Genomic DNA, 14107 nt, shown 5'->3' on the forward strand with positions numbered 1-14107 from the left:
GTCGGCGTTCCGGCTGAACATCCCCTACACCATCGACAGGAAGACCCATGACCATCGAAAGTGCCCTGCCTGACGCGGCGGGGCGGTTCGGGCGCTTCGGCGGGCGGTTCGCCCCCGAGGCCCTGATGGCGGCTCTCGACCAGCTCGAGACCGAGTACGACAAGGCACGGCAGGACCCGGGATTCCAGGCGGAGTTCCAGGACCTGCTGACCAACTACGCGGGCCGGCCGAGCCTGCTGACCGAGGCGAAGCGCTTCGCCGAGCACGCGGGCGGCGCCCGCATCCTGCTCAAGCGCGAGGACCTCAACCACACCGGCTCGCACAAGATCAACAACGTGCTGGGCCAGGCGCTGATGACCCGGCGCATGGGCAAGCGGCGGGTGATCGCCGAGACCGGCGCCGGCCAGCACGGCGTGGCCACCGCCACCGCCGCGGCCCTGCTCGGCCTGGAGTGCACCGTCTACATGGGCGAGGTCGACACCCAGCGCCAGGCGCTGAACGTCGCCCGCATGCGCATGCTCGGCGCCGAGGTCGTGCCGGTCAAGAACGGCAGCCGCACCCTCAAGGACGCCGTCAACGAGGCGTTCCGCGACTGGGTCTCCACCGTCGAGCACACCCACTACGTCATCGGCACCGTGATGGGCCCGCACCCGTTCCCGATGATGGTCCGCGACTTCGTGCGCGTCATGGGCGTCGAGGCCCGGCAGCAGGCGCTCGACCTGCTCGGCCGCCTGCCCGACGCGGTCGTGGCCTGCGTGGGCGGCGGCTCCAACGCCATCGGCATCTTCCACGAGTTCATCCCGGACGAGGGCGTGCGGCTGTACGGCTTCGAGGCCGCGGGCGAGGGCGTGGAGACCGACCGGCACGCCGCGACCATCACCAAGGGCTCCGTCGGCGTCATCCACGGCATGCGCACCTACCTCCTGCAGGACGAGGAGGGCCAGACCGTGGAGTCCCACTCGATCTCCGCGGGCCTGGACTACCCGGGCGTCGGCCCCGAGCACTCGTGGCTGAACGACACCGGCCGCGCCACCTACCGCGCGATCACCGACGCCGAGGCCATGGAGGCCTTCGCGCTGCTGTGCCGCACCGAGGGCATCATCCCGGCGATCGAGTCCTCGCACGCCCTGGCCGGCGCGCTCAAGGTCGGCCGGGAGCTCGGCCCGGACGCGGCCATCGTCGTCAGCCTCTCGGGCCGCGGCGACAAGGACATGCACACCGCGGCCGCCTACTTCGGCCTGATGCCGGAGGAGGGCAAGTGAGCGTCTCCATCGCCTTCGAGAAGGCCGCCGCCGAGAACCGCGCGGCCCTGGTCGGCTACCTGCCGGCCGGCTTCCCGTCCGTCGACGGCGCCGTCGAGGCCGCCAAGGCCATGGTCGCCGGCGGCTGCGACGTCATCGAGATCGGCCTGCCCTACACCGACCCGCTGATGGACGGCCCCACCATCCAGGACGCGGTGCACCGCTCGCTGACCGGCGGGGCCCGCCTGGCGGACGTCTTCCGCACGGTCGAGGCCGTGGCCTCCACCGGCGCGCAGACCCTGGTCATGACCTACTGGAACCCGGTCGACCGCTACGGCGTCGAGCGGTTCGCCGCCGAGCTGAAGAACGCCGGCGGGGCGGGCCTGATCACCCCGGACCTCACCCCCGAGGAAGGGCGGGAGTGGCTGGAGACGGCCGACTCCCTCGATCTCGACAAGGTGTTCCTGGTCGCGCTGAGCTCCACCGAGGAGCGCATCGAGAAGATCACCTCGGTCTGCCGGGGCTTCGTCTACGCCGCCTCCCTCATGGGGGTCACCGGCGCCCGCAGCGCCATCGACACCGGCGCGGCCGGGCTGGTGGCCCGCACCAAGGCGCACACCGACCTGCCCGTCGGGCTGGGCCTGGGCGTCAGCACCGGCGCGCAGGCGGCCGAGGTCGCCGGGTTCGCCGACGGCGTCATCGTCGGCTCCGCCTTCATCAAGCGGCTCCTGGACGCGCCCTCGCAGGCCGCCGGGCTCAAGGCCGTGCACGAGCTCGCCGCCGAACTGGCCGAAGGCGTGCGCGCCGGCCGGTGAAAGCCGCGGACGCCGGTGACCGGAATCGTTCCGGTCACCGGCGTTCTTGCCGCTATCCTCGACGTTCGGTGTCCGCCGCATCACCGAAGGCGACTGACGGCGGCCTTACGGGCCCCGGCCTAGTCTGCTCCGGGCGAAGACGAGAATCGGGTGAGGACCATGGCGGTCGAAGCGCACGAGACCTCCGGACACGAAGAGCACGAAGAGTTCGAAGAGCACGAGGAACACGAGGAGCGGGGGCTCGCCTCCCGCGCCTGGATCCAGTGGACGACGTCGGCCGCCCGCGTGGCGCTGGCCGGCGTGCTGTTCTGGGCGGGCTGGGTGAAGTTCACCGAGCCCCCCGCGCTGCAGCGCCAGGCCGTGGAGGCCTACGAACTGCTGCCCGAGGGGCTGGCGGGGGCGGTCGGCTACGGCCTGCCGGTCCTGGAGATGGTGCTGGCGCTGCTGCTGCTGGCGGGCTTCGTCACCCGCTTCAGCGCCGTGATCTCCGCCCTGCTGATGGCCGTTTTCATCGCGGGCATAGCCTCGGTGTGGGCCCGCGGCCTGAACATCGACTGCGGCTGCTTCGGTGGCGGCGGGGCCGTCGCGGAGGGGGAGACGAAGTACCCGCAGGAGATCATGCGGGACCTCGGCTATCTCGCGCTGGCCGTCTGGATCGCGGTGTTCCCCCCGGGACGGCTGTCGGTGGACCGCCGCCTGGGGCTGTAGACGAGTGACGGGTTCGAAAGGGGAACCGATGGGCAAGGCCACGCGGGACAGGTCCGCGCGGGAGAGACTGGCCGAGCAGCGCAGGATCGAGGCGCAGCGGGACAGGCGCAAGCGCATGCTCACCGCGATCGGCGGCGCGCTGGTGCTGATCGTGGCCGTGGTCGGCCTGGTGATCCTGGTGAACTCCGGCAAGGACAAGAGCGAGGAGTACGCCGGGGCGATCGCGCCCACCACCCGCGAGGCCGACGGCTCGATCGTCATGGCCAAGGCGGGGGTGACCGCCCCGGTCCTGGAGATCTACGAGGACTTCCAGTGCCCGGCCTGCAAGAACCTCGAGGACACCAGCGGTGACACGATCAAGCGGCTGGCCGCCGAGGGCAAGGTCAAGGTCGTCTTCCGGCCGTTCCGGTTGTTCAGCCAGGATCCGCTGAAGTCCAACTCCGAGCGGGCCGCCAACGCCGCGCTGTGCGCCCCCGCCGACAAGTGGGTGCCCTTCCACGACAGGATCTTCGCCAACCAGCCCCGGGAGGGCTCGGTCGGCTTCGAGAACGACGACCTGATCGACTGGGCGGGCGAGGCCGGGATCACCGGCGCGGAGTTCGAGAGCTGCGTCAAGGACGGCCAGAAGAACGCACAGGTGACCGCGATGACCGAGTACGCGCTGAACACCGCGCAGGTCGAGTCCACCCCCACCGTCAAGCTCGACGGCGAGAACATCACCGACGCGGCCTTCTCTCCGGGCGACCTGGAGAAGGCGGTCGCCGCCGCGAAGTAATCCCGCGGCAGCGCCCCGGTAAGGGGAAGTTCACGGCGAGCCGGTCACCTTCTCGGAGGTGACCGGCTCGTTGTCCTCGATGGCACGAGAAGGGCCTCGAACGCGGTAACGTCAGCGGTCATGCACCTCGCCTCGATTCCCAGCCCCTCGCAGGGCGTCTGGCAGCTCGGGCCCTTCCCGCTGCGGGCCTACGCGCTGATGATCATTATCGGTGTCGTCGTCGCGGTCTGGCTGGGGGAGAAGCGCTGGACCGCCAAGGGCGGCCGCCCCGGCACCGTGGTCGACGTGGCCGTGTGGGCCGTGCCGTTCGGCCTGGTCGGCGGCCGGCTCTACCACGTGATCACCGACCACCAGATGTACTTCGGCGACGGGCGCGACCCGCTCGACGCCCTGAAGGTGTGGAACGGCGGGCTCGGCATCTGGGGCGCGGTGGCGCTCGGCGCGGTCGGCGCCTGGATCGGCTGCCGCCGCATGAACGTGCGGCTGGCCCCGTTCGCCGACGCCGTCGCCCCCGGCATCGCGCTCGCCCAGGCGATCGGCCGCTGGGGCAACTGGTGGAACCAGGAGCTGTACGGCAAGCCGACGGACCTGCCGTGGGCGGTGGAGATCGACTTCGCGCACCGGCCGAAGGACGAGTTCGGGGCGGTGCTGCCCCAGTACGAGACGGTCGGCACCTACCACCCGACGTTCCTGTACGAGTCGTTGTGGTGCCTGGCCCTGGCGATCGTCGTCATCTGGGCCGGCGGCCGCTTCAACCTCAACCACGGCCGCTCGTTCGCGCTGTACGTCGCCGGCTACACGCTGGGCCGCGGCTGGATCGAGGCGCTGCGGATCGACCCCGCGCACGAGTTCTTCGGCCTGCGCCTCAACGACTACACCGCGATCGTCCTCTTCCTCGCCGCCGCGGCCTACCTCTACCTCAACCGCGGCAAGGCCCAGGTGCCGGAGCCGCTCACCCTGCGCCCCGTGCCCGAGGACGGCGCCGCCGAGCCCGCGGACGGCGGGAAGGAACCGGTCCCGGCGGCCGCCGTGCCGCTCACCGAGGACGCGGACGAGGCGAAGCCCGCCGTGCCCGCGGAACCGGAGACCGAGACCGTGCGGGAGCCCGCCCCGGCGGAGAAGGCCCCCGAGCCCGTGCTGGAGGCCGAGCCGGTGGCGGAGGCCGAGCCGGTGGTGGAGCCTGCGCCCGTGTTGGAGGCTGAGCCGGTGGCGGAGGCCGAGCCGGTGGTGGAGCCTGAGCCGGTGGTCGAGGCTGAGCCGGTGGCGGAAGCCGAGTCCGCGGTGGAGCCCGAGTCCGTGGCGGAGGCCGAGCCGGTGGCGGAGCCCGAGTCCGCGGTGGAGCCCGAGTCCGTGGCGGAGGCCGAGCCGGTGGCGGAGCCCGAGTCCGCGGTGAAGCCTGAGCCCGTGGTGGCGGAGGTTCCCGTCGCGGAGGAGGCCGGGGGCTCCCGGGCGGAGGACGGGGCCGCGGCGCCCGACGAGGACGAGGACGCGCGGGTGCGGGACGAGGACGTGCCCGAGCCCGCCGAGCCCGGTGACGGCGAGACGGCGGTGAAGACGGCCAAGGGCGAGGCGTGAGTCCGTCCGACCTGGGCCGCGGGCGGCCGCCCGAACGCCACCATCACCGGGACGTGCAGGGCGGCTGGCTGCGGCCCGCGGTGTTCGGGGTGATGGACGGGCTGGTCTCCAACTTCGCCCTGATCGCGGGCCTGGCCGGCGGCCAGGCGCCCCGCCAGGTGATCGTTCTGGCGGGGCTGGCCGGCCTGGCCTCGGGCGCGTTCTCGATGGGCGTCGGCGAGTACGTCTCGGTGGCCTCCCAGTCGGAGCTGGCCGAGGCCGAGATCGAGGTGGAGCGCCGGGAGCTGGAGACCCATCCGGCCGCCGAGCGGGCCGAGCTGGCCGCGCGGTACGAGGAGCGCGGCCTCAGCCCGGAACTGGCCGCCGAGGTCGCCGCCGCCCTGCACCGCGACCCCGCGGAGGCGCTGGAGGTGCACGCCCGCGAGGAGCTGGGCGTGGTGCCGGGCGAGCTGCCCTCGCCGTGGCTGGCGGCCTTCTCCTCGTTCGCGTCCTTCAGCATCGGCGCGATCCTGCCGGTGCTGCCCTACCTGCTGGGCACCGTGGAGCTGTGGCCCGCCGCGCTGGTCGCGGCCCTGGGGCTGTTCTCGGCCGGGATGCTGGTCTCCAAGGTCACCGCCCGCTCGTGGTGGTTCAGCGGCCTGCGCCAGCTGTCGTTCGGGGCGGCGGCCGCCCTCCTCACCTACGGCATAGGCGTCCTGATCGGGGTCAGCGGGCTATAGGCTCACCCGCGACGGATTCGCATGGAGGAGACGGCAGGCGGCATGAGTTCACAGGCCCGGTCCCGCAACAAGCCCAAAGGCGCGGGCGAGGACGGCTTCTGGCCGGAGAACGAGGCGGAGCCGCCCAAGGGCAGGATCCTGGTCGGCGCGCTGCTGGCGCTGCTGCTGATCGTCGGCGGCGCGGTGTGGTACGTGGTCCAGAAGGACGACGGCGAGGTCGAGGTCCCGCCGGGCAGCCACCTGCCGGACGTGTACGTGCCGCAGACCCCCAGCCAGGAGAGCGCGGCGCTGGGGCAGCGCTCCGCGGACATCCGCGCCTTCACCGAGGGCGAGGTGTTCGGCGAGGCCAAGGAGGTCTCCTACCGCGAGTACGCCTTCACCCTGGTCAAGAGCGAGGTCTCCGCCAACTGCGTGCGGGGCGCCTGGGGCGACCTCCTCCTGCAGACGCTGCGGCGCGGGGAGTGCAGCCAGATGGCCAGGGGCGCCTACCTGTCCAAGGACAAGAAGTACGCGGGCGTGTTCGCCGCGATCAACATGGTGGACGCCAAGAGCGCCCAGCAGGTGCTCAACAGCCTCGACCCGTCGCTGCAGGGCGGTTTCGTCCGGCCGCTGCCCATCCCGGGCGTGCAGGACTTCGGCAGCGGCTTCACCGCCGCCTACTCCCAGGCCATCGGCCACTACGTGATCATGAGCTGGGTGGGGCTGGCCGACGGCGCGCAGCCCCAGGCCATGAACGAGCTGATCGACAGCAGCCTGGCGGTCCAGAAGCCCGAGGACTTCGCCTGGGGCAGGCTGGTCCAGCTCGATCCGCAATGACGGGCCCGCAGGAGGGGCGGCCGGAAGCGCCCCGTCAGCAGCCGAAGCGGCCTCCCGGCGCCCAGGGCCGCAAGAAGAAGGACCGGTCGCAGGTGTTCTTCGCCGCGGCAGGGGTGGGCGGCGTCCTGGTGGTGGTGCTCATCCTGGTGCTGGCGGTGATGTGGCCCAAGGAGAAGACCGAACGGCGGCAGGCCGAGGCGAAGGTCCCCATGAGCCGTCCCGTCGTGACGGGGCTGGCGCCCGACAGCTACTCCTCCTCGCCGTCGACCGAGGTGTTCGCGGAGATCGCCACCCGGGAGGAGGACTCCGCGCCGCTGTCGGCCGAGGAGATGTTCCCCAAGAAGGACACGCTGAAGGACGAGGTGTCCGGCGCCGAGCCCGCGCTGCGCCTGTCGGTGCTGGACGACGACTGCGGCAAGGCGGTCTGGGGCCGGGGCCTGGGCGAGGTCCTGCAGGACGGGGGCTGCACCCAGGCGGTGCGGGGCCTGTACACCGACGAGAAGAAGGGCTTCCGGGTCCTCGTCGCGGTGTACAACCTGGGGGACGAGGACGCGGCGGACCGCGCGGTCGAGGCGTTCGGCGCCGGCTCAGGAGGTTTCGTAAAACTTCCGGATAAGTCTCCGAAAGGGTTCGGTGAAGGGTTCAGCCTCGCCCGGGGTCTGGCGATGGGCCACTACGCGCTGATCACGTGGGCCGACCGCGCCGACGGAAAGGGGGAGGGCACCAGCGGCCCCCTGCTGTCACTGGTGGTGACGGCGGCCAAGGCGGAGGGGATCTACGCACGTGCCGCGGGGTGAACCTGCCGAAACCTGGGTGAACGGTGAGGTTGATCACCCGTTAACAGACAGGTCTAGACCTGGCGGGTCTGGTTTGTCCCGCTATCATGGGGTAAGCATACGGAACGGTCTCGGTCGTGTTCGCTGATCGAGGCCGGGGAACGGCGTGCCCAGGAGCTGATCGATGATGACAGCTACCGGCCGGCTCGGCAGAGGATCATGAAATCCATGAAAATTTCGTCAACCCGGTCAGTCGGGCACGTTCCGGACAGTGATGTAACCTCTAGGTAATACTTCGCAGCAGGGCCAACGCCGTCCCGAACTGCACTGGTCAGTTGACAGTGAGTGAACGAACGGGAGGGTTGATGGCGGCTGCTGCCCTCACACCTGGTCAGCCTGAAGCGCAGGGTCTCTACGACCCGGCCAACGAGCACGACGCCTGCGGCGTCGGCATGGTGGCCGATCTGCACGGGCGCAAGAGCCACGGGATCGTGGAACACGCCCTGACCGTCCTGCGCAACCTCGACCACCGCGGCGCGGTCGGCGCGGAGCCCGACGACGGCGACGGCGTGGGCATCCTCACGCAGATCCCCGACGCGTTCTTCCGCGAGGTCGTGGACTTCCCGCTGCCCGAGGCCGGCGCCTACGCCGCGGGCCTGGCGTTCCTGCCGGCGGAGGAGGCCGAACGCGCCGCCGCGGTCGCGCACGTCCACGCCGTCATGGCCGAGGAGGGCCTGACCGTCCTGGGCTGGCGCGAGCCGCCGACCGACCCGGACTTCTGCGGCCCGGCCGCCCGCCGGGTGATGCCGCACTTCGGGCAGCTCTTCGTGGGCGCGGCCGAGGACGGCCCGTTCGCCGGGGCCACCGGCATCGAGCTGGACCGCGTGGTGTTCTGCGCCCGCGAGCGCATCGAGCAGGACGTACGGGTGTACTTCCCGAGCCTGTCCAGCCGCACGATCGTCTACAAGGGCATGCTGACGACCCCGCAGCTCGAGCCCTTCTACCCCGACCTGTCGGACCGCCGCTACGACACCGCGATCGCGCTGGTGCACTCGCGGTTCTCCACCAACACCTTCCCGGCCTGGGAGCTGGCCCACCCGTACCGCTACCTCGCCCACAACGGCGAGATCAACACGGTCAAGGGCAACCGGAACTGGATGCGCGCCCGCGAGGCGCTGCTCGCCTCCGACGTGCTGCCCGGCGACATCTCCCGGATCTTCCCGGTCATCGACATCGAGGCCTCCGACACCGCGTCCTTCGACGAGGCGCTGGAGCTGCTGCACCTGGGCGGCCGCTCGCTGCCGCACGCGGTGCTGATGATGATCCCCGAGGCGTGGGAGAACCACACCGAGATGGACCCGGCCCGCCGGGCCTTCTACGAGTTCCACTCCACCCTGATGGAGGCCTGGGACGGCCCCGCGTCGGTCTCGTTCACCGACGGCACCGTCGTCGGCGCGGTCCTGGACCGCAACGGCCTGCGCCCCGGCCGCTACTGGGTGACCGACGACGGCCTGGTCGTGCTCTCCTCGGAGTCCGGCGTGCTGGACATCGAGCCGTCGAAGGTGGTCCGCAAGGGCCGCCTCCAGCCCGGCAAGATCTTCGTGGTCGACACCGAGGCCGGCCGGATCGTCGAGGACGACGAGGTCAAGGCCTCCCTCGCCGCCGAGCAGCCCTACCAGCAGTGGCTGGACGAGGGCCTGGTGCGCTTCGAGGAGCTGCCGCGCCGCGAGCGCGAGATCCCCACGCACGAGACGCTGGTCAAGCGCCAGCAGACCTTCGGCTACACCAACGAGGAGCTGCGCGTCATCCTGGCCCCCATGGCCAGGACCGGCGCCGAGCCGATCGGCTCCATGGGCACCGACACGCCCGTCGCCGCCCTGTCGGAGAAGCCGCGCCTGCTGTTCGACTACTTCAAGCAGCTGTTCGCGCAGGTCACCAACCCGCCGCTGGACGCCATCCGCGAAGAGATGATCACTTCGCTGCAGTCCACCCTCGGCCCCGAAGGCAACCTGCTGGCGCCGGGCCCGGACTCCTGCAAGCGGCTGGTGCTGCCCACCCCGATCCTGGACAACGACGAGCTGGCCAAGATCATCCACATCAACGACGAGGGATCCCTGCCGCACCTGCAGGCCCACGTCGTGCACGGCCTGTACAAGGTCGCCGGAGGCGGCGCCGCGCTGCGCGCCCGCCTGGACGAGATCTGCTCGGAGGTGTCGCGCTCCATCGCGGCCGGCGCGCGCGTCATCGTGCTGTCCGACCGCGGCGCCGACTCCTCGCTGGCGGCGATCCCCTCGCTGCTGCTCACCGGCGCGGTGCACCACCACCTGATCCGGGAGAAGACCCGCACCCAGGTCGGCCTGGTCATCGAGACCGGCGAGGCCCGCGAGTGCCACCACATGGCGCTGCTCGTCGGCTACGGCGCCTCGGCCGTCAACCCGTACCTGGCGCTGGAGACCGTGCAGGACCTGGCCCGCCGCGGCGAGCTGCCCGCGCTGGGCGAGGACCTGGAGGCCGCCGCGGACAAGGCGGTGCACAACGCGGTCAAGGCGTACGGCAAGGGCATCCTGAAGGTCATGTCCAAGATCGGCGTCTCGACCGTCGCGTCCTACACCGGCGCGCAGATCTTCGAGTCCATCGGCCTGGGCGCCGAGGTGATCGACTACGCGTTCACCGGCACCGTCTCCAAGCTCGGCGGCAACGGCTTCGACGTGATCGCCGACGAGGTCGCCAGGCGGCACGCCCGCGCCTACCCGGCCGGCGGCAACGAGACCCCGCACCGCACCCTCGAGGTCGGCGGCGAGTACCAGTGGCGCCGCGAGGGCGAGCCGCACCTGTTCGACCCGCAGACGGTCTTCAAGCTGCAGCACGCCACGCGGACGCGGCGCTACGAGATCTTCAAGGAGTACACCTCGCTGGTGGACGACCAGTCCGCCAGGCTGATGACCCTGCGCGGGCTGTTCTCCTTCAAGCCGGGCCGCCCCTCGATCCCGGTCGAGGAGGTCGAGCCGGTCAGCGAGATCGTCAAGCGGTTCTCCACCGGTGCGATGTCCTACGGCTCCATCTCCGCCGAGGCGCACGAGACCCTCGCGATCGCCATGAACCGGCTGGGCGCCAAGTCCAACACCGGTGAGGGCGGCGAGGACCCGGCGCGGTTCACCCCCGACGCCAACGGCGACTCCCGCCGCTCGGCGATCAAGCAGGTCGCGTCCGGCCGGTTCGGCGTCACCGCCGAGTACCTGACCAACGCCGACGACATCCAGATCAAGATGGCCCAGGGCGCCAAGCCCGGCGAGGGCGGGCAGCTGCCCGGCCACAAGGTCTACCCGTGGGTGGCCAAGACCCGGCACTCCACGCCGGGCGTCGGCCTCATCTCGCCGCCGCCGCACCACGACATCTACTCGATCGAGGACCTCGCCCAGCTCATCCACGACCTGAAGAACGCCAACCCCCGGGCCCGCGTGCACGTGAAGCTCGTCTCGGAGGTCGGCGTCGGCACGGTCGCGGCGGGCGTGTCCAAGGCGCACGCCGACGTCGTCCTGATCTCCGGGCACGACGGCGGCACCGGCGCCTCCCCGCTCACCTCGCTCAAGCACGCCGGCTCCCCCTGGGAGCTGGGCCTGGCCGAGACCCAGCAGACCCTGCTGCTCAACGGCCTGCGCGACCGGATCGTGGTGCAGACCGACGGCCAGATGAAGACCGGCCGCGACGTGGTCATCGCCGCCCTGCTGGGCGCCGAGGAGTACGGCTTCGCGACCGCGCCGCTGATCGTCTCCGGCTGCGTCATGATGCGGGTCTGCCACCTGGACACCTGCCCGGTGGGCGTGGCCACCCAGAACCCGGTGCTGCGCGAGCGCTTCTCGGGCAAGCCCGAGTTCGTGGTGAACTTCTTCGAGTTCATCGCCCAGGAGGTGCGCGAGCTCCTGGCCGAGCTGGGCTTCCGCAGCCTCGACGAGGCCATCGGCCAGGTCGAGGTGCTGGAGACCCGCGCGGCGGTCGAGCACTGGAAGGCCGCCGGCCTGGACCTGACGCCGGTCTTCCACAAGCCCGAGCTGCCCGAGGGCGCCGCGCTGCGCTGCACGACCGCCCAGGACCACGGCCTGGAGAAGGCGCTGGACAACACGCTGATCCAGCTCGCCGAGGGCGCGATCGCGTTCGGCGACAAGGTGAAGCTGGAACTGCCGATCCGCAACGTCAACCGGACCGTCGGCACCATGCTCGGCCACGAGCTGACCAAGAAGTGGGGCGGCGAGGGCCTGCCCGACGACACCATCGACGTCACCTTCACCGGCTCGGCCGGCAACTCCTTCGGCGCCTTCGTGCCCCGGGGCATCACCCTGCGCCTGGTCGGCGACTCCAACGACTACCTGGGCAAGGGCCTGTCCGGCGGCCGGATCAGCGTGCGGCCCGACCCGACGGCGACGTTCGCCGCCGAGGAGCAGATCATCGCGGGCAACGTGCTGCTGTACGGCGCGACGTCCGGCGAGGTCTTCCTGCGCGGCCTGGTGGGCGAGCGCTTCTGCGTCCGCAACTCCGGCGCCACCGCGGTCGTGGAGGGCGTGGGCGACCACGCGCTGGAGTACATGACCGGCGGCCGCGTCGTCATCCTCGGCCGGACCGGCCGCAACGTGGCGGCGGGCATGTCCGGCGGCATCGCCTACGTGCTCGACCTCAACGCGCAGCGGGTCAACCCCGAGATGGTGGAGGTCGAGACGCTCACCGGCGACGACCGCGCGTTCGTGCGCGGCCTGGTGGCCAGGCACGCCGAGGAGACCGGCTCCACGGTCGCCGCGAAGCTGCTCTCCGAGTGGGATTCGGCGGTGGAGCGCTTCAGCAAGATCATGCCGCGTGACTACAAGCGGGTGCTGGCGGCCATGGCCGCTGCCGAAGCCGAAGGACGCGACGTCGACGAGGCCGTCATGGCCGCGGCTCAGGGATAGGAGGTACCTCGATGGCTGACCCGAAGGGGTTTTTGAAGGTCACGCGGCGTGAGCTGCCGGCCCGGCGTCCGGTGGACGTGCGGATCCGTGACTGGAAGGAGGTCTACGAGGACTTCCAGAAGCCGGTCCTGGAGCGCCAGGCCAGCCGGTGCATGGACTGCGGCATCCCGTTCTGCCACCAGGGCTGCCCGCTGGGCAACCTCATCCCCGAGTGGAACGACCTGGTCTACAAGCAGGACTGGCACGGCGGCATCGAGCGCCTGCACGCCACCAACAACTTCCCGGAGTTCACCGGCAAGCTGTGCCCGGCGCCGTGCGAGACCGCCTGCGTCCTGGGCATCAACCAGGACCCGGTGACGATCAAGCGGGTCGAGGCCGAGCTGATCGACCGCGCCTGGCAGGAGGGCTGGGTCAAGCCGCAGCCCCCGGCCGTCAAGACCGGCAAGAAGGTCGCGGTCGTCGGTTCCGGGCCCGCGGGCCTGGCCGCCGCCCAGCAGCTCACCCGCGCCGGCCACGACGTGGTCGTCTACGAGCGCGCGGAGGTCGCGGGCGGCCTGCTGCGCCGCGGCATCCCCGAGTTCAAGATGGAGAAGCGGCACGTCGAGCGGCGGCTGGACCAGATGCGCGCCGAGGGCACGGTCTTCAAGACCGGCGTCAACGTCGGCGTGGACGTCACGGCCGAGGAGCTGCGCGCCGGGTACGACGCGGTCGTCCTGGCGGGCGGCGCCACCGCGTGGCGCGACCTGAACGTGCCCGGGCGCGAGCTCAAGGGCGTCTACCAGGCGATGGAGTACCTGCCGGTCGCCAACCAGGTCGCCGAGGGCGTGCTGGCCGAGCCGACCATCACCGCCGAGGGCAAGCACGTCGTGGTCATCGGCGGCGGCGACACCGGCGCCGACTGCATCGGCACCGCGCTGCGCCAGGGGGCGGCCTCGGTCACCCAGCTGGAGATCATGCCGCGGCCGCCGGAGGCCCGGCCGGGCCACCAGCCCTGGCCGACCTACCCGATGCTGTTCAAGGTCGAGAGCGCCCACGAGGAGCTGGACGCCGCCGGAGGCCCCCGGGTCTACGCGGTGAACACCCTGGGCTTCGTCGGCGACGAGAACGGCGACGTCAAGGCGCTGCGCCTGGTGGACGTCGAGGGCCCCGAGACCGGCTTCAAGCCGATCGAGGGCACCGAGCGGGAGATCCCGGCCGAGCTGGTCACCCTGTCCATGGGCTTCCTCGGCCCGCAGAAGGAGGGGCTGCTCGAGCAGCTCGGCGTCGAGCTGGACGGCCGCGGCAACGTGGTCCGCGACCTGGACTACCGCTCCTCCGTCGACGGCGTCTACGTGGCCGGCGACATGGGCCGCGGCCAGTCCCTGATCGTCTGGGCGATCGCCGAGGGCCGTGCGGCCGCCTCCCGCGTGGACCGGGACCTGCAGGGCGAGACCGCCCTGCCCTACCCGATCCCCCCGACCGCCCGCCCCATCGCCTGATCACACGCAGTCCCGCACGACACCAGGGCGCGTCCCCTCTCGGGGACGCGCCCCGGCGCGTTCTCCACGGCGGCTCGCGTACCCGGGCGGTTCGCAGGGCGGCGTGCCCTGGCGCGTTCTCCACGGCGATTCGTGTGTTCGGGCGGTTTCTAGGATGGCGTGCCTCAGCGTGTTGTGCGGTGGAGAGCGTGCTCTGGCGGTCCGCGGACGGCGCGTCCTGATGTGCTTTCGGTGACCGGTCGCGGGCGGCGGGTGCCGGAGGGCGGC

The 14107-nt window shown here is 71.5% G+C and carries 10 protein-coding genes; all 10 read left to right on the forward strand.

Going from position 1 to position 14107, the window contains the following annotated elements; genetic code table 11:
• Positions 1 to 47 precede the first annotated feature (47 nt).
• The 10 genes from trpB to C2865_RS12835 all read left to right on the forward strand — a co-directional run bounded on the left by trpB (position 48) and on the right by C2865_RS12835 (position 13840).
• Entirely contained in the window at positions 48 to 1262 is a 1215-nt protein-coding gene (trpB, locus tag C2865_RS12790) for a tryptophan synthase subunit beta (RefSeq protein ID WP_106398548.1), read from the forward strand.
• Complete coding sequence (gene trpA, locus C2865_RS12795; RefSeq protein ID WP_106398549.1) at positions 1259 to 2056, forward strand: tryptophan synthase subunit alpha; 798 nt, start codon at positions 1259 to 1261, stop codon at positions 2054 to 2056. Before trpB ends, trpA begins: the two co-directional genes overlap by 4 nt.
• Positions 2057 to 2215: 159 nt before the next feature.
• On the forward strand, positions 2216 to 2764 hold the full coding sequence (locus C2865_RS12800; protein WP_157963682.1) for a DoxX family protein: 549 nt from the start codon (positions 2216 to 2218) through the stop codon (positions 2762 to 2764).
• 28 nt (positions 2765 to 2792) lie between these two features.
• Positions 2793 to 3539: a DsbA family protein gene (locus C2865_RS12805; RefSeq protein ID WP_106398551.1), complete on the forward strand. Its 747-nt coding sequence runs from the start codon at positions 2793 to 2795 to the stop codon at positions 3537 to 3539.
• 120 nt (positions 3540 to 3659) lie between these two features.
• On the forward strand, positions 3660 to 5114 hold the full coding sequence (gene lgt / locus C2865_RS12810; protein WP_106398552.1) for a prolipoprotein diacylglyceryl transferase: 1455 nt from the start codon (positions 3660 to 3662) through the stop codon (positions 5112 to 5114).
• Entirely contained in the window at positions 5111 to 5833 is a 723-nt protein-coding gene (locus tag C2865_RS12815; RefSeq protein WP_232835551.1) for a VIT1/CCC1 transporter family protein, read from the forward strand. Before lgt ends, C2865_RS12815 begins: the two co-directional genes overlap by 4 nt.
• A gap of 42 nt (positions 5834 to 5875) precedes the next feature.
• Complete coding sequence (locus C2865_RS12820) at positions 5876 to 6649, forward strand: hypothetical protein (RefSeq protein WP_157963683.1); 774 nt, start codon at positions 5876 to 5878, stop codon at positions 6647 to 6649.
• Positions 6646 to 7446: a hypothetical protein gene (locus C2865_RS12825; protein ID WP_106398554.1), complete on the forward strand. Its 801-nt coding sequence runs from the start codon at positions 6646 to 6648 to the stop codon at positions 7444 to 7446. Before C2865_RS12820 ends, C2865_RS12825 begins: the two co-directional genes overlap by 4 nt.
• A gap of 344 nt (positions 7447 to 7790) precedes the next feature.
• On the forward strand, positions 7791 to 12362 hold the full coding sequence (gltB, locus tag C2865_RS12830) for a glutamate synthase large subunit (RefSeq protein ID WP_106398555.1): 4572 nt from the start codon (positions 7791 to 7793) through the stop codon (positions 12360 to 12362).
• An 11-nt stretch (positions 12363 to 12373) separates the two neighbouring features.
• Positions 12374 to 13840 carry a glutamate synthase subunit beta gene (locus tag C2865_RS12835; RefSeq protein ID WP_106398556.1) on the forward strand — a complete coding sequence of 489 codons (1467 nt, stop codon included), beginning with the start codon at positions 12374 to 12376 and terminating at the stop codon, positions 13838 to 13840.
• Positions 13841 to 14107: the final 267 nt, after the last annotated feature.

This window comes from Actinocorallia populi, from assembly GCF_002995495.1.
In the GTDB taxonomy this organism is placed as follows: domain Bacteria; phylum Actinomycetota; class Actinomycetes; order Streptosporangiales; family Streptosporangiaceae; genus Actinocorallia; species Actinocorallia populi.